Annotated in this window: 13 protein-coding genes; 10 read left to right on the forward strand and 3 right to left on the reverse strand. The window is 66.9% G+C overall.

Annotated elements, in window-relative coordinates; all coding sequences use genetic code 11:
* Positions 1-12: 12 nt before the first annotated feature.
* Positions 13-1,932 carry a 1-deoxy-D-xylulose-5-phosphate synthase gene (gene dxs / locus GH815_RS13635; protein WP_153749330.1) on the forward strand — a complete coding sequence of 640 codons (1,920 nt, stop codon included), beginning with the start codon at positions 13-15 and terminating at the stop codon, positions 1,930-1,932.
* 54 nt (positions 1,933-1,986) lie between these two features.
* Here dxs and GH815_RS13640 read toward each other — a convergent pair whose 3' ends face one another.
* Positions 1,987-3,309, reverse strand: coding sequence for an ABC1 kinase family protein (locus GH815_RS13640; protein ID WP_153749331.1), 1,323 nt, complete (start codon positions 3,307-3,309; stop codon positions 1,987-1,989).
* 160 nt (positions 3,310-3,469) lie between these two features.
* On the opposite strand from GH815_RS13640, the gene GH815_RS13645 reads away from it, so the two are divergent.
* A complete protein-coding gene (locus GH815_RS13645; RefSeq protein WP_153749332.1) occupies positions 3,470-4,588 on the forward strand; it encodes an AAA family ATPase in 1,119 nt (372 codons plus the stop codon).
* Complete coding sequence (locus tag GH815_RS13650) at positions 4,585-5,946, forward strand: vWA domain-containing protein (protein ID WP_343030875.1); 1,362 nt, start codon at positions 4,585-4,587, stop codon at positions 5,944-5,946. The genes GH815_RS13645 and GH815_RS13650 overlap by 4 nt, the downstream gene beginning before the upstream one ends.
* Before the next feature lie 9 nt (positions 5,947-5,955).
* Here GH815_RS13650 and GH815_RS13655 read toward each other — a convergent pair whose 3' ends face one another.
* Positions 5,956-6,642 (reverse strand): hypothetical protein, encoded by a 687-nt coding sequence (locus GH815_RS13655; protein WP_153749333.1) that lies wholly within the window; start codon positions 6,640-6,642, stop codon positions 5,956-5,958.
* A 197-nt stretch (positions 6,643-6,839) separates the two neighbouring features.
* On the opposite strand from GH815_RS13655, the gene pncA reads away from it, so the two are divergent.
* The 4 genes from pncA to GH815_RS13675 all read left to right on the forward strand — a co-directional run bounded on the left by pncA (position 6,840) and on the right by GH815_RS13675 (position 13,419).
* The gene (pncA, locus tag GH815_RS13660; RefSeq protein WP_153749334.1) at positions 6,840-7,448 is read left to right on the forward strand and encodes a bifunctional nicotinamidase/pyrazinamidase; all 609 of its coding nucleotides are present in this window, start codon (positions 6,840-6,842) and stop codon (positions 7,446-7,448) included.
* 2 nt (positions 7,449-7,450) lie between these two features.
* Entirely contained in the window at positions 7,451-8,743 is a 1,293-nt protein-coding gene (pncB, locus tag GH815_RS13665; RefSeq protein ID WP_153749335.1) for a nicotinate phosphoribosyltransferase, read from the forward strand.
* Positions 8,744-8,923: 180 nt separating this feature from the next.
* Complete coding sequence (locus tag GH815_RS13670; protein ID WP_246176438.1) at positions 8,924-10,645, forward strand: cation:proton antiporter; 1,722 nt, start codon at positions 8,924-8,926, stop codon at positions 10,643-10,645.
* A 44-nt stretch (positions 10,646-10,689) separates the two neighbouring features.
* Positions 10,690-13,419: an HAD-IC family P-type ATPase gene (locus tag GH815_RS13675; RefSeq protein ID WP_153749336.1), complete on the forward strand. Its 2,730-nt coding sequence runs from the start codon at positions 10,690-10,692 to the stop codon at positions 13,417-13,419.
* Here GH815_RS13675 and GH815_RS13680 read toward each other — a convergent pair.
* Positions 13,416-14,000 carry a hypothetical protein gene (locus GH815_RS13680; RefSeq protein WP_153749337.1) on the reverse strand — a complete coding sequence of 195 codons (585 nt, stop codon included), beginning with the start codon at positions 13,998-14,000 and terminating at the stop codon, positions 13,416-13,418. The genes GH815_RS13675 and GH815_RS13680 overlap by 4 nt on opposite strands.
* Before the next feature lie 311 nt (positions 14,001-14,311).
* On the opposite strand from GH815_RS13680, the gene GH815_RS13685 reads away from it, so the two are divergent.
* From GH815_RS13685 to GH815_RS13695, 3 genes are all read left to right on the forward strand, one after another.
* On the forward strand, positions 14,312-15,565 hold the full coding sequence (locus GH815_RS13685; RefSeq protein WP_153749338.1) for an ABC transporter substrate-binding protein: 1,254 nt from the start codon (positions 14,312-14,314) through the stop codon (positions 15,563-15,565).
* A 72-nt stretch (positions 15,566-15,637) separates the two neighbouring features.
* Positions 15,638-16,510 (forward strand): carbohydrate ABC transporter permease, encoded by an 873-nt coding sequence (locus GH815_RS13690; RefSeq protein ID WP_153749366.1) that lies wholly within the window; start codon positions 15,638-15,640, stop codon positions 16,508-16,510.
* Entirely contained in the window at positions 16,507-17,400 is an 894-nt protein-coding gene (locus GH815_RS13695) for a carbohydrate ABC transporter permease (protein WP_153749339.1), read from the forward strand. Before GH815_RS13690 ends, GH815_RS13695 begins: the two co-directional genes overlap by 4 nt.
* Positions 17,401-17,402: the final 2 nt, after the last annotated feature.

Below are 17,402 nucleotides of genomic sequence, written 5' to 3' on the forward strand. Positions count from 1 at the left end.
GGGAGAAGACCGATGACCAAGCCTCCGACCCCGATGCTGGACCGCGTCGCAGGTCCGGCCGACCTTAAGGGCATGAGCCAGGCCGACCTTGTCCAACTGGCACGCGACGTCCGCCAGGAGGTGATCTCCGTGGTCGCACAGACCGGCGGGCATCTGGGGTCGTCGCTGGGCGTCGTGGAACTGACCGTGGCGCTGCATGCGGTCTTCAACACGCCGTTCGACAAGCTGGTCTGGGATGTCAGCCACCAGTGCTATCCCCACAAGATCCTGACCGGGCGCCGCGACCGGATGCACACGTTGCGTCAGGGCGGCGGGCTGGCCGGATTCTGCAAGCGGTCCGAAAGCGAATATGACGCCTTCGGCGCAGGCCACAGTTCCACATCCATTTCGGCCGCGCTTGGCTTTGCGGTCGGCCGCGAGATGGGCCAACCCACCGGCGACGCGATTGCGGTCATCGGCGACGGCTCGATCTCGGCGGGGATGGCCTATGAGGCGCTGAACCATTCGGGCCACCTGAAATCGCGGCTTTTCGTGATCCTGAACGACAACGAGATGTCCATCGCGCCGCCCGTCGGTGCTATGTCGAAATATCTCTCGGGGCTTTATTCCGGCACCCCGCTGGGCAAGCTCAAGGACATGGCCGAGGATTTCGAGGCTGTTCTGCCCGGCCCGATCCGCGAGGGCGCACGCCGCGCCCGGCAACTGGTCACCGGCTTCCCCGGTGGCGGCACGCTGTTCGAGGAACTGGGCTTCGACTATATCGGCCCGATCGACGGGCATGACATGGGCCAGTTGCTGACCGTCCTGCGCGCCGCGCGGGCGCGGGCCTCGGGGCCGACGCTGATCCATGTCTGCACCGTCAAGGGCAAGGGCTACCAGCCGGCCGAAAGCTCGGCCGACCGCGGCCATGGCGTGGCGAAATTCGACGTGGCCTCGGGTGCGCAGGCGAAAAGCCAGCCGAACGCGCCCAGCTATACCTCGGTCTTCGGCAAGACCCTGACCGACGAGGCATCGCGCGATCCCAGGATCGTCGGGATCACCGCTGCGATGCCCTCGGGCACCGGGCTTGACATCATGCAGGGCCGTTTCCCGCAGCGGGTCTTTGACGTGGGCATCGCCGAACAGCATGCGGTGACATTTGCGGGTGGGATGGCGGCGTCGGGGCTGAAACCCTTCTGCGCGATCTACTCGACCTTCCTGCAACGCGGCTATGACCAGATCGTGCATGACGTGGTGCTGCAAAACCTGCCCGTGCGCTTCTGCATCGACCGGGCCGGGCTTGTGGGTGCGGATGGCTCGACCCATGCGGGCGCGTTCGATGTGGCGTTCCTGTCGAACCTGCCCGGCATGACCGTGATGGCCGCGGGCGACGAGGCGGAACTGGTCCACATGGTCGCGACCGCCGCGGCCTATGACGAGGGACCCATCGCCTTCCGCTATCCGCGCGGCGAGGGGATGGGGGTCGAGATGCCGGAACGCGGCCGGATCCTGGAAATCGGCAAGGGCCGGATCGTCAGGGAAGGCACGAAACTTGCGCTGCTATCGCTGGGTGCGCCGCTGGTCGACTGCCTGCGGGCCGCCGAAGAGCTTGAGGCGCGGGGCATTTCGGTCACCGTGGCCGATGCCCGCTTCGCCAAGCCCTTCGATACCGATCTGGTGGCGCGTCTGGTCAAGGAACACGAGGCGCTGGTGACCGTCGAACACGGTGCCGAGGGCGGTTTCGGCGCGATGGTGCTGCACTGGCTGGCGCGGACCGGGCGGCTGGATCGCGGTCTGCCCGTGCGCACCATGACCCTGCCCGATGCCTTCATCGAACAGGCCAGCCCCGAGGCGATGTATGCCGAGGCCGGCCTGACCGCGCGCGACATCGCCAATACCGGGCTGGAGGTGCTGGGCATCGCGGCTGCGCGCTTCGGCAACGCTGCCCGCTGAGGCCAGCGCCAGTATCTGCGAACGGCCCCGCCCCAGGCGGGGCCGTTCCGCGTTTCAGAGGTGACGCTGAATGATCGCGCGTAGATCGACCCGCGCCCTCAGACGGCTCGCCAGCAAGTAAATGCCGCCGAATTTGCGCTGGATGAACAGCGTGTCCATCGGCGGGATGTGCCAGAAATCGCGATCCGCCCCCAGCGCCATCCCCGCATCGCGCATCCGCAACGCCAGATCTGTATCGGCGAAGTCGAACGCGCCGGGGCGGCGCAGGGGTTCCATCGACATCTCGAACATGGCCAGCATCGTCTCCTGGTGATGCGATGCCGTATCCTCGGCGAAGAAGCCGATATCGAGGATCGCGCGCCGCATCGCCCCCCGCTCGCCCGACAGCCCCGCCGCCATCAACGCGCGGAACTGCTCGGCCATGGCGGGCGCAAATTCGCGCGAGGCGCCGAAATCCAGAAGGACCACCCGCCCCGTGTCAGGCTGATAGCGGTAATTGGCGAAATTCGGGTCGGTCTGCATCAGCCGGAACTCGAACAACTCGCGGAACAACAGCCCGATCAGCAGCGCCATCACCCGGTCGCGTTCGGCCTGCGGGGCATCGGCCAGCGCCTCGATCGGCACGCCCTCGACGAAATCCATCGCCAGGATGTCGGGCGTGGTCAGGTCCGGCTGAAGCCCCGGCACCACGAAATCGGGCGCCCCCGCCAGCAGCGCGCCGAACCGGCCCATGTAGCGGCCTTCGCGTTCGTAATCGGCCTCTTCGTGAAGCTGGCGCTTGGCTTCCTCCAGCATCGGCGCGATGTCGAGTTCCCGGGGCATCACGCCGGACAGCCGCATCAGCGCGGCCACGTTGTTCACGTCGCTGTCGATGGACCGACGCACGCCGGGATATTGCACCTTGATCGCCAGATCGCGCCCGTCCTTCGTATGCGCCCGATGGACCTGTCCGATCGAGGCCGCGGCGATGGGCCGGACCTGGAACTTGTCGAATCGCTTCAGCCAGTCCGCGCCCCAGGCCTCGGTCAGCACCTTCTTCAACTGCCCGCCCGGCATGTGATGCGCATCCGCCCTGAGCCGGGCCATGATCTCGGCCAGTTCCGGGGGCAGCATGTCGCCCGCATCCATCGAGATCAGTTGCCCCACCTTCATCGCCGCCCCGCGCATCTGCGCCAGTTGGTCGGCCACGCGCCGCGCATTGGCGGGCGTCAGCAGCAGATCGGCCGCGCGCGGCCGCTTGCCCTGCGCCACCTGCCGCGCGCCCGCCAGCGCCATGTTGCCCGCGACACTCGATGTCAGCGCGCCGAACCGGGCAAGCCGTGTCAGCCGCCCGGAGGGAACGGCAAGGGCGCGGGCGTCGGGTTTCGGCTGGGTCATTGGGCGATCCATCAGAGGGGGGGTGAGGCGCGAGCATAGGGCGGCGGCCCCGCGCCCGCAGTGACATAGGCACAAAACCCGCGCCCGCAACGCGGCGGGCGTGATCCCGGCGCCGAGTGCCCTAGATAGCCCGGGACGAACAGGCAGGACGGGTCAGGTCATGAGTGTGAACGCGATGATCGTTTCGGCCGGCGAGGCGCTGGATGTGCTGCGCGCGGGCTGGCAGGCGCAGGCGACGGGGCAGATGCTGGCCTCCTACATGATGCATGGGCGGCCGGGGGTCGGAAAGACGCAGGTGGTCGAGCAACTGGCCGACGAGATCGGCGCGCGGCTCTTTGACCTGCGCCTGACGACCATCGAGCCGCAGGACCTGCGCGGGCTGCCCTATTACGATCACCAGACGCAAAAGACCAAATGGTACCGCCCCGAGGATCTGCCCGACGATGTGGCGCATCCCTCGATCCTGTTTCTGGACGAGCTGACTGCCGCCTCGCCCATGCTGCAACCCACGGTCTACGGGCTGTTGCAGGAACGCCGGGTCGGGCGCCACAAGCTGCCGGGCAATGTCTTCATCGTGGCGGCGGGCAACACGGTCGAGGATGGTGCGATCGCCTACCAGATGAACACCGCGCTGTCGGACCGGCTGATCCACCTGCATGTGCAGGCCGCCGCCGCCGACTGGCTGGACAATTACGCGGTGCCGCGCGGGCTGCACCCTACCGTTGTCGCCTTCATCAAGACCCGGCCCGACCTGCTGGACACGACGGAACGCACGGTTGCCGAGGGCCAGTTGATTGCCACCACGCCGCGCAGTTGGGAGCGTGTCAGCCAGATCCTGCGCGCCGTGCCCGACAGGCGGATGCGCAACGTGCTGGTCGCGGGCACAGTGGGCGAGGCGGTCGCCGCCGAATTCGCGATGATCGCCGACGACATTTCCGCCACCGTGCAGGTACAGGACATGCTGGAGGCCGACCGCAAGGAGCGCGTTGTGCTTTACCCCGCCTCGATGCATGGGCTGAACGCGCTGATCTATGGCCTGATCGGGATTCTGGACGGGCGCAACGTCAACGGCGTGATCGACATCATGGCCGATATCCGCCAGCTTGCCCGGCTCCGCGAGGAAGAGGAGTTCAAGCGCATGCCGCTGTCCGAGCTTTGCACCTACGGGTTCGAGGGGCTGATCCGCAAGGGGCTGGATCTGGGGCTGGGCGAACGCTTCCTCGGCCATGACGCCTATCGCGCCTATGCCGCCGAGCGCAAGGAAGCGGGGCTGGCGTGACGCCCCTGCGCCATTCCACAAGGGCAAGGCGGGCCTTGACCAAGCTGGCCGAGCAGGATCCGGCCTTTGCCGCGCTGGCGCTCTGGTGCACCCATCTTGACAGCGACCAGCGCGCGGGCGCCGCCTGGACCGATGGCCGGGCCATCCATTACGGCCCGGAATTCGAGGGGCTGAGCCTGCCCGAACAGATCGGGCTTGCGGCGCATCACATCCTGCACATCGCCTTTCGCCACGCGCCGCGCTCGCGTGCGATGTATCTGCGCTTCGGCGACCGGTTCGACGAAGATCTGTTCAACCTTGCGACCGATGCCATCGTGAACGAGACACTGATGCTGACGGGTTACATCCTGCCCCGTCCCGCGGTGCGGCTGACCGGGCTGTTGCTGGCCACCACGCGCGAGAAGATCTCGGGTCAGGATGCGGTCACGAAATACGATGCCGAACGGCTTTACATCGCTCTGATGCAGGACGCTGCGCCGCCCAGGACCACAAGGCCCGGCGACAAGGGGGTGGCCAGCGGCGGCGGCGGGCGGACGGGCGGGCAGGGCGGCAGCGGTGGCGAGAAGCCGCGCCGCGGCGGTGCGCTGGCCGATGCGGCGCGGGCCTATGCCGACCAGATGGCCTTTGCCCCCGATCTGGAGAGTGCGCGGGACGAGCGCGACGACGGCGCGGGGCGCGAGGAGGATGCCGACTGGCGCCAGCGTGTCGCCCGCGCGATGGAGGCGGGGCGGCTTGCGGGGCATGGCATCGGCGCGCTGGGCCACCGGCTGGCCGATCTGCCCGAGGTTCACACCCCATGGGAGGTGCTGCTGCGCGGGCTGGTCAGCCGCGCGGTCATGGCCAGCCCCCGGCCGCTTGCCACCCGTCCTGCGCGGCGCTGGCTGGCCCGCGATGCCGATGCCCGCGCCCATGGCGGCCCCGATCCGGCCTTCGAGCCGGGCATCCTGCGCGACCGCGACATTCCCCGGATCGTGGTCGGGGTGGACAGTTCGGGGTCGGTCGATGGCACGCTCTTGGCGAAATTCGCCGCCGAACTGGGCGCCATCGCCAAGCGCACGGGGGCCGAAACCCATGTTCTGGTCTTCGATACCGAGGTGCGCAGCCGCGCGGTCATGGGGGGGGCAGTCTGGGAGCGGCGCATCACCGATATCCTGTTCACCCGCGACGGCGGCACCTCGTTCATCCAGGTGATGGACGAGGCGCTGGCGCTGGATCCCTCCGCGGTGGTCATCCTGACCGACCTTCAGGGCCCCTTTGGCCCCGTGCCGCGCCAGCGTCTGCCGATTCTCTGGGCCGTTCCGGGCGAGCCGCCGGCCACGGGTGCGCCTTTCGGTCGCGTCCTCAGCCTGGCGCGCTGACCCGGCCGCTCAGGCCGTTGCCAGCGCCTCCAGCCGGGCATGGGCCGACACGCCCCTGGTTTCCAGCGTCACGTCATGCAGGAAGCGCCCCAGCGCAAGGCTGGTGATATGCATGCGCTTTTCGGTGAACTCGGCATCGAACAGCGTTGTCTCGATCAGGCGGCGTTCCTCGTCGTCCAGGTCCAGAACATGCGGCTCGGGCACGTCCGACTGCACCGAAACGAAGGTCAGAGGCGAAATCCGGGCCAGTGCGGATTGTTCGATCACCAGATGCAGCTCGCCCGCCTTCAGCCCCCGTTTCGCGGCGATCCGCGTCAGGATCTCGCGGCCCCGGGCGCGGGCGATATCGGCGCCGCGCTCGGCCTCTTCCTCGGGCATCAGGCGACGGCGGCGTTCGGGGTTGTCGACCGAAAGCACCCGGGATTCCACCAGATAGACCATCAGGAACATCAGCGCAGGCGCCTGGCCGATCGCCAGCGCATGTTCGGGCAGCATCAGGATCAGCACCGGAAAGGGGCTGAGCGCCAGCAGATAGCGCAGGAACGACACCTCGATCACCACCCGCCGGTAAAGCGCGCTGCCCATCGACCCGCGCGGCAGCACCGAGAAGCCATGCGCGAACAGCGCGCGCGGCACCTTGCGGATCTTCATGGTCGAGGGGCTGGACACGGTCGAGGGTGTGATGACATGCAGCATGGGTCGGCCTCTGCGGGATCGAGGTGGAATAAGTCTAGTCCAGCCCGGCCCCCCGTCCAGCCCGCCGGGATTCGACGCGCCCGGCTGCGCCGTCTATCATGCCGCTGCCGCCCGGCAGGGTGCGGCAAGAGCGGGGCATTGACCAAAGCAGGACGCCCCCTTAACCCCGAACACCGACAGCGACCGGAGGAAGTCCCATGCGACCCGCCAACGAAGCCCTGATCGTGATCGACGTCCAGAACGATTTCTGCACCGGGGGCGCGCTGGCCGTGCCCGGCGGCGAGGAGGTGGTAGCGCGCATCAACGCGATGATGGACGAATTCCAGACCCGCGTCCTGACCCAGGACTGGCACCCGGCCAACCATGCCTCGTTCGCGGTGAACCATCCCGGCAAGCAGCCCTACGAGGTGGCTGGGATGCCCTATGGTCCGCAGATCCTGTGGCCCGTCCATTGCGTGCAGGACACGCCGGGCGCCGCTTTCCACCCCGATCTGGACATCACCCGGGCCGATCATGTCGTGCGCAAGGGGTTCCGCCCCGAAATCGACAGCTATTCGGCCTTTTTCGAGAACGATCACGAGACGCCCACCGGGCTTGACGACTACCTTGCCGCGCGCGGGATCGACCATCTGATCCTGGTCGGGCTCGCCACCGATTTCTGCGTGCTCTATTCCGCGCTCGATGCCGCCCGGCTGGGCTATCGCGTGACGGTGATCGAGGGGGCCTGCCGCGGCATCGACCTGAACGGCTCGCTCGAAGATGCGCGCCAGGCGATGCTGGACGCGCATATCGTGCTGGAGCCCTGAGAATGCTGGACATCGCAACGCGGGTCTACAACCATCACTGGAAGATCGACCCGATTGTCCGGTCCCTGCTCGACACCGATTTCTACAAGCTGTTGATGTGCCAGTCGGTTTTCCGCAATCGGCCAGATACCCACGTCACCTTCAGCCTGATCAACCGCACCACCTCTATCCGGCTGGCCGACCTGATCGACGAGGGCGAGCTGCGCGAGCAGCTGGACCATATCCGCACCCTGCGGCTGACCCGCGGCGAAAGCACCTGGCTGCGCGGCAACACCTTTTACGGCAAGCGGCAGATGTTCCGTTCCGATTTCATGGAATGGTACGAGGCGCTGCAACTGCCGCCCTATCACCTGGAAAAGCGCGACGGGCAGTACGAACTGACCTTCGAGGGGCGCTGGCCTGAGGTGATGATGTGGGAAATCCCCGCGCTTGCCGTGCTGATGGAGATGCGCTCGCGCGCGGTGCTGCAAACGCTGGGCAAGTTCGAACTTCAGGTGCTTTACGCCCGCGCCATGACGAAGCTGTGGGAAAAGATCGAGCGTCTGCGCCCGCTCGACCCGCTGCGGGTGGCCGATTTCGGCACGCGCAGGCGCCATTCCTTCCTGTGGCAGGACTGGTGCGTGCAGGCGATGATCGAGGGGCTGGGGTCGAAATTCGTCGGCACCTCGAACTGCCTGATCGCGATGCGCCGCGACATCGAGGCGATCGGCACCAATGCGCATGAACTGCCGATGGTCCATGCCGCGCTGGCCGAAACCGATGACGAGTTGCGCCAGGCGCCCTACCGGGTGCTGGCCGACTGGCACGAGGAACATGACGGCAACCTGCGCATCATCCTGCCCGACACGTTCGGCACCAGGGGCTTTCTGCAAAATGCCCCCGACTGGCTGGCGGGTTGGACCGGGATTCGCGTCGATTCCGGCGATCCGGTCGAAGGCGCCGAGACCGCCATCGCCTGGTGGACCGAACGCGGCGAGGATCCGCGCAAGAAGCTCATCATCTTCTCGGACGGGCTGGATGCCGATGTCATCACCGACCTGCATGCACGGTTTTCCGGCCGCACCCGGCTCAGCTTTGGCTGGGGCACGCTCCTGACCAACGATTTCCGCGGGCTGGTGCCGGGCGATGCGCTGGCGCCCTTCTCGCTGGTCTGCAAGGCGGTCAGCGCGAACGGGCGGCCCACGGTCAAGCTGTCGGACAACCCGAACAAGGCGATGGGACCGGCCGACGAGATCGCGCGCTACAAGCGCGTGTTCGGCGTCGGCGCGCAACAGCCGTTCGAGGTCGTGGTCTGAGCGCCGTCCCGCCGGGCAGGATCGCCTTTTTCGCGTCACCTTGGCGTGGAAATCGCGTCAAAAGGTTTTCATCATTGCGGAGCAACAGTATCTCCGATTCAGGAGGGTGGCCGGTCGGCCGCCCAAGAACGAGCCGCGACTCCGGTCCGGGGGAAACCGAAGCAAGGGGCACGTGACCTGATGGACATCATTCTGAATTCCGCCTTCGGCGAGGTTGCCTCGCTTCTGGTGATGGCGGCCGTGATCGGGTTCCTGGGGATCATCCTGCGCCAGCCGCTGATCGTCAGCTTCATCGCGGTGGGCCTGATCGCCGGGCCGTCTGCGCTGGATCTCGTGCGCTCGGACGAACAGATCAACCTGTTGTCGCAGCTCGGCATCGCGCTGCTCCTTTTCCTTGTGGGTATCAAGCTCGACGTCAAGCTGATCCGCTCGCTTGGGGGGGTGGCGGTGCTGACCGGTCTGGGCCAGGTCGCGTTCACCTCGATCTTTGGCTACCTGATCGGTCTGGCGCTGGGGCTTGGCCACATAACCAGCATCTATGTGGCTGTCGCGCTTACCTTTTCTTCGACCATCATCATCGTCAAGCTGTTGTCGGACAAGCGCGAGATCGACAGCCTGCATGGCCAGATCGCGCTGGGCTTCCTGATCGTGCAGGATCTGGTGGTGGTTCTGGCCATGATCGTGCTGTCGGCCATCGGCATCGGCGCGGCGGCCGAGGGCCATGGCAGTGGCTCGGTCGTGGTGGTGCTGTCCTCGGGCGTCGCGATGGTGGCGCTGGTGATCCTGTTCGTGCGCTATGTCGCCAATCCGCTGACCGAGCGGCTGGCGCGCGCGCCCGAATTGCTGGTGATCTTTGCCATCGCCCAGGCGGCGATCTTTGCCGCCATCGGCGATTTCGTGGGCTTGGGCAAGGAGGTGGGCGGGCTTCTGGCGGGCGTGTCGCTGGCCTCGACCCCCTATCGCGAAACCATCGCCGCGCGGCTTTCGCCGCTCAGGGATTTCCTGCTGCTGTTCTTCTTCATCGCGCTGGGTTCGTCGCTCGACCTGTCGCTTCTGGGCACGCATGTCGGCGGCGCCGTCATCTTTTCGCTGTTCGTGCTGATCGGCAACCCGCTGATCGTGCTCGTCATCATGGGCGCGATGGGGTACCGCAAGCGCACCGGTTTCCTGGCCGGTCTGACCGTCGCGCAGATCAGCGAATTCTCGTTGATCTTCATCGCGATGGGGGTGGCGCTTGGCCATGTGGAACAGGACGCGCTGGGTCTTGTGACCTTGGTCGGGCTCGTGACCATCGCGGCCTCGACCTACATGATCACCTATTCGCATCAGCTTTACCGCCTGTTCGAGCCGGTGCTTGGCATCTTCGAGCGCCGCGAAACCCCGCGCGAGCCGAACGGCGGCAACGCCCCCAGTACAGAGGGGTTCCCCGTGCTGGTCTTTGGGCTGGGCCGGTTCGGCGCGGCCATCGCGGTGCGGTTGCAGAAGCGCGGCGTCAGGGTTCTGGGTATCGATTTCAACCCGCAAGCCGTGCGCCGGGCCCGGGCGCTGGGGATCCGGGCGAAGTATGGCGATGCCTCTGACCCGGAATTCGTCGCCGAACTGCCGCTGGCGCGCGCCGACTGGATCGTTTCGACCGTGCCGATCCATGTCGGTGGCCTCAGCCATGAAGATACGCGCCGCACGCTGATACAGATGGCCCAGACCGGCGGGTTCCACGGCCGCATCGCGGTCACCTCGCACAATGTCAAGGACACCGAAGAACTGATCGCCGCCGGGGCCGATATCGTGCTGGAACCCTTTCAGGATGCGGCGGACCGGGCGGTGGAACTGTTGTCCGGCGCCCCCGGAACCGAACGGACCGAGATCCCCGAGATCGTGGGCGAGGAGCCGCAGACAACCTGACACGACGCGCGGGACCGGCCCGCGCCCGAGCCAGAGGAGACGTCATGTCCGACACGTCGCACGCCTTTCACGCGCTGTCCGCCCCGGACGCCCTGGCCGCGGTTCAGGCAACCCCCGAAGGTCTGGCCAGTCTCGAAGCCCGGCGCCGTCTGGACACCCATGGCGAGAACCGGCTGCCCGAACCGCCCCGCCGCAGCCCGGTCCTGCGTTTCCTGCTGCAATTCAACAATGTGCTGATCTATGTCCTGCTGGTCGCCGCCGTTGTGACCGCAGCGTTGCAGCACTGGGTCGATACCGGGGTGATCATTGCGGTCGTGGTCGTCAACGCGATCATCGGCTTCATCCAGGAGGGCCGCGCGGAACAGGCGATGCAGGCGATCCGCGGCATGCTGGCCCCGCGCTCGGCGGTGCTGCGCGATGGCCGCCGGATCAGCGTCGATGCCGCCGTTCTGGTGCCCGGTGACATTGTCCTGATCGAGGCAGGCGACCGCGTTCCAGCCGATCTGCGGCTGATCGAGGCGCGCGGGCTGAAGGCCGAGGAGGCGATCCTGACCGGCGAATCCGTGCCCGTCGACAAGGGCACCGATCCCGTCGCCGCCGGGGCCGCGCTGGGCGACCGCACGCCGATGCTGTTCTCGGGCACGCTGATCGCCACCGGCGCCGGGCGCGGCGTCGTGGTCGAAACCGGCGTGAATACCCAGATCGGCCGCATCAGCGGCATGCTGGCAAGGGTCGAGACGCTGACCACGCCGCTAGTCCACCATATGGACATCTTTGCGAAATGGCTGACGGTGTTCATCCTGCTCGTGGCGGCAAGCCTGCTGGGCTATGGCTATTTCGTCGGCCATATGGAGTTTTCCGAGCTGTTCATGGCCGTTGTCGGCCTGTCCGTCGCCGCGATCCCCGAGGGGCTGCCCGCTGTGCTGACGATCACGCTGGCGGTGGGCGTGCAGGCCATGGCACGGCGCAACGCCATCGTCCGGCGGCTTCCGGCGATCGAGACGCTGGGCTCGGTCTCGGTGATCTGTTCGGACAAGACCGGCACGCTGACCCGCAACGAGATGATGGCCGCAAGCCTTGCCACCGCCGCCCATGTCCTTGCGGTCGAGGGCGAGGGCTATGCGCCCGAGGGGCGGGTGCGTCTTGACGGCGACGATCCCGATGCCGGGGCGCAGGCGATCCTGTCGGAATTCGCCCATGCCGCGGGGCTTTGCAACGATGCGGTGCTGCATGGCACCGAAGCAGGCTGGCGGGTCGAGGGCGATCCGATGGAAGGGGCGCTGATGGCGCTGGCGGGCAAGATCACCGGCGCAGGCGCCGACCCCTTCCGCAACTGGACCCGCACCGATGCGATCCCCTTCGATGCCGCGCATCGCTACATGGCCACGCTGCATCACGACCACGAAGGCCATGCCGCGATCCATGTCAAGGGCGCGCCCGAGGCGGTGCTGGCCATGTGCGCCGACCAGCGCGCGGCAGGCGGCGGCACCGGGCCGCTGACACCGGAGCACTGGCATCACATGGTCGAGCTTCTGGCGGCGCAGGGTCAGCGGGTGATCGCGGTGGCGGCGCGCAGCGTGCCGCAGGAGCATACCATCCTGAACACCTCTGATCTGACGGGGCGCCTGACGCTGATCGGGCTGATCGGCCTGATCGACCCGCCGCGGCCCGAGGCGATTGCCGCGGTTGCCGAGTGTCACGAGGCCGGGATAAGGGTCAAGATGATCACCGGCGATCACGCCGCCACAGCCCAGGCCATCGCCGCGCAGATCGGGCTGAAGAACACCGCCACCGTCCTGACCGGCGCCGATATCGAGGCGATGGACGATGCCGAACTGGCCGAGGTGGCGGCCGGGACCGACATCTTCGCCCGCACCTCGCCCGCCCACAAGCTGCGGCTGGTCACGGCGCTGCAATCGCGCGGGCTGACCGTGGCGATGACCGGCGACGGGGTGAATGACGCGCCCGCGCTGAAGCGCGCGGATGCCGGGATCGCCATGGGCCAGAAGGGTAGCGAGGCGGCCAAGGAAGCTTCGGAACTGGTGCTGGCCGACGACAATTTCGCCTCGATCGCGGCGGCGGTGCGCGAGGGGCGCACCGTCTATGACAACATCAAGAAGGTCATAAGCTGGACGCTGCCCACCAATGGCGGCGAGTCGATGACCATCGTTCTGGCGCTGGCGCTGGGCATGGCGCTGCCGATCACCCCGGTCCAGATCCTGTGGACCAACATGATCACCGCGGTCACGCTGGGCATCGCGCTTGCCTTCGAGCCGACCGAGGCGGGCACAATGCGCCGCCCGCCCCGGCCGCGCGACGAACCGCTGCTGACCGGCGAACTGGTCTGGCATATCGTGCTGGTTTCGGTACTGTTCCTTGCGGGCATCTACGGCGTCTATGCCTATGCGCTGGATCGCGGCTACGATCAGGACGTGGCCCGCAGCATGGCGCTGAACACGCTGGTCGTGCTCAAGATCTTCCACCTGTTCTTCATCCGCAACATCCACGGCACCTCGCTGACCTGGGCTGCCGCCAGGGGGACGCGGGTGGTGTGGATCTGCGTCATCACCGTGACGGCGGCGCAGTTCGCCATCACCTATCTGCCGCCCTTGCAAGTGCTGTTCGGCACCGCGGCGATCCCGTTCTGGGACGGTGTGTTGATCGTCGCGGTGGGGGTGCTGTTCTTTGCGCTGATCGAGACCGAAAAGCAGATGCGACTTGCCTTCCGCCGCCCGGCCAGATCCTCGGCCAGCGGCGGAGCGGGCCGCGCCTAGCTGCGGCCGCGCCAGTAGGAATAGACCACGCCGGACGAAATCAGCATGATCAGCACGCCCAGCATGCTGAACACCTTGCCCAGCCAGGACAGCAAGGGCCAGTCCGGCAGGGCAAGGCCTGTCAGCAGCAGCGCCGCGCCCGCAAGGCCGATCAGCAGGAAATCCCGTGCCATCGCTGCCGGGCTGCGCCAGCCGCGGCCCAGAAGTGCCCGCAGCAAGGGCGAGCCCGAAGTCAGCCCGCGCCGGTCGGCCATGTCCGGGCTGCGGGCGGGCGCCGTCGCGATCAGCCCCTGGCGCAGCGGTGCGGCGCGGGGCGCGGGCGCTGGCCGTGACGGGCGGGGCTGCGCGGGTTGGCGCCGCGGGCGGTCCTGCCAGGCGGTCCGGAGGCGGGCCAGAAGGCGATGCACGCGGTCGGGATTTTTCAGATAGGCGAGGATCAGAACGACCGTTGCTGCCGCCAGCAGTACCAGGAACGGCACCGCCGTCCCGAGCAGCACGCCCGACAGCACCAGCAGATAGCCCACCAGCACCACAAGCGCGGCAAGCCCCCCGCGTCCGAAGAAATCCCGTCCCCAAGTCATCCTGCCCGCGCCTCTCTGGTTGTTTCGATGCCTGCCGCATATGGGTCAACGCCGCGGCCGATGCACCGGCGACGTTGTGTCGCGCCTATGTCTTCGGCCTTGCCCGAACCCCGAACCGATTCGCAACACCCCGGGGCCCTGTCGCCCCGTTTCCGCTCTGTTCCCGCATTGACGGCCGTCAAGATCACTCTCCCGCACGCATGCTAGCTTGACCGGGCGCAGGAACGGCCTGACACTTCCCCCGGAGGAGGAAGACGGGCTGTGCGCCGCATGCGGCCCGCGCGGCCGCGTCTAGCAGAGGAGGAATACCCATGTTCCGTTACAAGACGGTTACCCCGCTCGTGGCAGCGGCGGGTCTGGCGTTTTCCGGCGCCGCACAGGCCGGGGGCACGGTCGAGGTTCTGCACTGGTGGACCTCGGGCGGCGAGGCCCGCGCGGTGGGTGAACTCAAGAACAGCTTCGAGGCCGAGGGCGGCACCTGGATCGATTCGCCCATCGCGGGCGGCGGTGGCGATGCCGCGATGACCGCGCTGCGCGCCCGCGTGGTGGCCGGCAACCCGCCCGCCGCGGTACAACTGAAAGGCCCCGGCATCCAGGAATGGGCCGAGCAGGGCGCATTGGCCGATGTCGAGGATGTCGCCGCGGCCGAGGGCTGGGATGCCGTTCTGCCCCCCGTTCTGGCGGGCATCATGAAATATCAGGGCGAATATGTCGCCGCGCCGGTCAATATCCACCGGGTCGACTGGATGTGGGCCAATCCCGAGGTTCTGGCCAAGGCAGGCATCGGGACCATGCCCACTACCTGGGAGGAGTTCAACGCCGCCGCCGATGCGCTCTTGGCCGCGGGCATCACGCCCCTGGCCCATGGCGGCCAGCCCTGGCAGGATGCCACCATCTTCGAGAACGTGGTTCTGGGGGTGGGCGGGGCCGATTTCTTCCGCGCAGCGCTGGTCGATCTGGATCAGGACGCGCTGAACTCGCCCACCATGGTTGCCGCCTTCGACCAGTTGCGCAGGATGCGCGGCTATGTCGATCCGAACTTCTCGGGCCGCGACTGGAACCTTGCCACCGCCATGGTGATGAATGGCGAGGCCGCGTTCCAGATCATGGGCGACTGGGCCAAGGGCGAGTTTCTTGCCGCGGGCAAGGTGCCAGGGCAGGATTTCCTGTGCGCGCCGACCCCGGGCAACGGCTTCGTGCTGAACTCGGACAGCTTCACCTTCTTCAAGGTCTCGGGCGAGGACAACATCGCCGGGCAGAAGCTTCTGGCCAGCCTGATCATGTCGCCGGGGTTCCAGGAGACCTTCAACCTGGCCAAGGGGTCCATCCCGGCGCGGACCGATGTGGCCCTCGATGCCTTCGACGCCTGCGCGCAACGCTCGCATGAGGATCTGCTCAAGGCGACCGAGGCGAATGCGCTGGTGCCCTCGATGGCGCATGAAATGGCGATCTCGCGCTCGGTGCGGGGCGAATTCCTGGATCTGGTGACCGAGTTCTTCAACTCGGACATGAGTTCCGAAACCGCCGCAGAGCGGCTGGCCGCCGCCGTCAAGCGCGCGATGTAGGGACTGGACGGCCCGGCCGGGGGCGGCACCCCCGGCCGGCGTCAGGGGACAGGGGGGAGCGTGCTGACAGCCATGGCACGGGCGATCGAGCGGCGCCTGCCGCTCATCGTGGTATCACCGCTTTTCGCGGTCAGCCTGTTTTTCGTCTATGGCTTCATCGCCTGGACGATCTGGATTTCCTTTACCAAGTCCGGCGTCATGCCGGTCTATGACTTTCACGGTCTGGCGCAATACGAACGGCTCTGGGCTACCCCGCGCTGGTATGTGGCGCTGAAGAACCTGTTCGTCTTCTCGGGGCTTTTCATCGCGATCAGCATGGCCCTGGGCATCTTTCTGGCGATCCTTCTGGACCAGCGCATCCGCATCGAGGGGGCGATCCGCACGATCTACCTTTACCCGATGGCGCTGTCCTTCATCGTCACCGGCACGGTCTGGAAATGGATCCTGAACCCCGGGCTGGGCATCGAAAAGGTGATGCGCGACTGGGGATTTTCCGATTTCACCTTCGACTGGCTGGTGAACCCCGATTTCGCGATCTACACGATTGTCATAGCGGGCGTCTGGCAAAGCTCTGGCTACGCCATGGCGCTGTTCCTGGCCGGGCTGCGGTCGGTCGATGACGAGGTGATCAAGGCCGCCGCCATCGACGGGGCCGGGCCGTGGCGGGTCTATACCGGGATCGTGCTGCCCGCGCTGCGGCCGGTCTTCCTGTCGGTGGTCATCATCCTTGCCCATCTGGCGATCAAGAGTTTCGATCTGGTCGTGGCGCTGACCGGCGGCGGGCCCGGCTTTGCCACCGACATGCCCGCGACCTTCATGTATGCCTTTGCCTTCCAGCGCTCCGAACTGGGGGTGGCGGCGGCCAGCGCGGTGATGATGCTGGCGACCGTCTGCGCGATCATCGTGCCTTATCTCTATTCCGAACTTCGGGGGGCGCGGCGATGAGGGCGCGCAGGACCGACGGCATCGTGCGCCCCTCGGGGCCGGGGGCCATCGCGCTTCGCGTGCTTCTGTTCACACTGCTCGGGCTGTTCTGCCTTTACTACCTGTTCCCGCTTTTCGTCATGGTCTCGACCTCGCTCAAGTCGCTGGCCGAGATCCGCGAGGGCAGCTTTCTGGCCTTGCCCCGGGCGATCAGCTTCGAGGCCTGGGCCAAGGCCTGGGGGTCGGCCTGTGTCGGCGTGCGCTGCGACGGCTTGCAGCCCTATTTCGTGAACTCGGTGATGATGGCGGTGCCCGCGGTGCTGCTGTCGACGCTGCTGGGCGCGCTCAATGGCTACGCGCTGACCAAGTGGCGGTTTCGCGGGGCCGACATCATCTTTGCGCTGATGCTGTTCGGCGCCTTCATCCCGTTCCAGGTGGTGCTGCTGCCGATGGCTCGCACGCTGGGCGAGCTTGGCCTTGCGGGCACCGTGCCGGGGCTGATCCTGGTGCACACCGTCTATGGCCTCGCTTTCACCACGCTCTTCTTCCGCAACTTCTTCATCGGCGTGTCCGATGGCATCGTGAATGCGGCCAAGGTCGATGGCGCGGGCTTTTTCGGCATCTTCTTTCGCATCGTGCTGCCGATGTCGCTGCCCGCCATCGTCGTGACCGTGATCTGGCAATTCACCCAGATCTGGAACGACTTCCTGTTCGGCGTGTCCTTTACCGTGGGGGATTCCAACCCGGTCACGGTGGCGCTGAACAACGTCGTCAACACCTCGACAGGCGTCAAGGAATACAACGTCGACATGGCGGCGGCGATCATCGCGGGCCTGCCGACGCTTCTGGTCTATGTCGTGGCGGGGGCGTATTTCGTGCGCGGGCTATCGGCCGGGGCGATCAAGGGGTAGGG

The sequence above is a fragment of the Rhodovulum strictum genome (assembly GCF_009649175.1).
In the GTDB taxonomy this organism is placed as follows: Bacteria; Pseudomonadota; Alphaproteobacteria; order Rhodobacterales; family Rhodobacteraceae; genus Rhodovulum; species Rhodovulum strictum.

Excerpts from the sequence above, each read along its gene's own strand:
- dxs (WP_153749330.1), top strand. The coding sequence starts at position 13 with ATGACCAAGCCTCCGACCCCGATGCTGGACCGCGTCGCAGGTCCGGCC.
- GH815_RS13640 (WP_153749331.1), bottom strand. The coding sequence starts at position 3,309 with ATGACCCAGCCGAAACCCGACGCCCGCGCCCTTGCCGTTCCCTCCGGG.
- GH815_RS13645 (WP_153749332.1), top strand. The coding sequence starts at position 3,470 with ATGAGTGTGAACGCGATGATCGTTTCGGCCGGCGAGGCGCTGGATGTG.
- GH815_RS13655 (WP_153749333.1), bottom strand. The coding sequence starts at position 6,642 with ATGCTGCATGTCATCACACCCTCGACCGTGTCCAGCCCCTCGACCATG.
- pncA (WP_153749334.1), top strand. The coding sequence starts at position 6,840 with ATGCGACCCGCCAACGAAGCCCTGATCGTGATCGACGTCCAGAACGAT.
- pncB (WP_153749335.1), top strand. The coding sequence starts at position 7,451 with ATGCTGGACATCGCAACGCGGGTCTACAACCATCACTGGAAGATCGAC.
- GH815_RS13670 (WP_246176438.1), top strand. The coding sequence starts at position 8,924 with ATGGACATCATTCTGAATTCCGCCTTCGGCGAGGTTGCCTCGCTTCTG.
- GH815_RS13675 (WP_153749336.1), top strand. The coding sequence starts at position 10,690 with ATGTCCGACACGTCGCACGCCTTTCACGCGCTGTCCGCCCCGGACGCC.
- GH815_RS13680 (WP_153749337.1), bottom strand. The coding sequence starts at position 14,000 with ATGACTTGGGGACGGGATTTCTTCGGACGCGGGGGGCTTGCCGCGCTT.
- GH815_RS13685 (WP_153749338.1), top strand. The coding sequence starts at position 14,312 with ATGTTCCGTTACAAGACGGTTACCCCGCTCGTGGCAGCGGCGGGTCTG.
- GH815_RS13690 (WP_153749366.1), top strand. The coding sequence starts at position 15,638 with ATGGCACGGGCGATCGAGCGGCGCCTGCCGCTCATCGTGGTATCACCG.
- GH815_RS13695 (WP_153749339.1), top strand. The coding sequence starts at position 16,507 with ATGAGGGCGCGCAGGACCGACGGCATCGTGCGCCCCTCGGGGCCGGGG.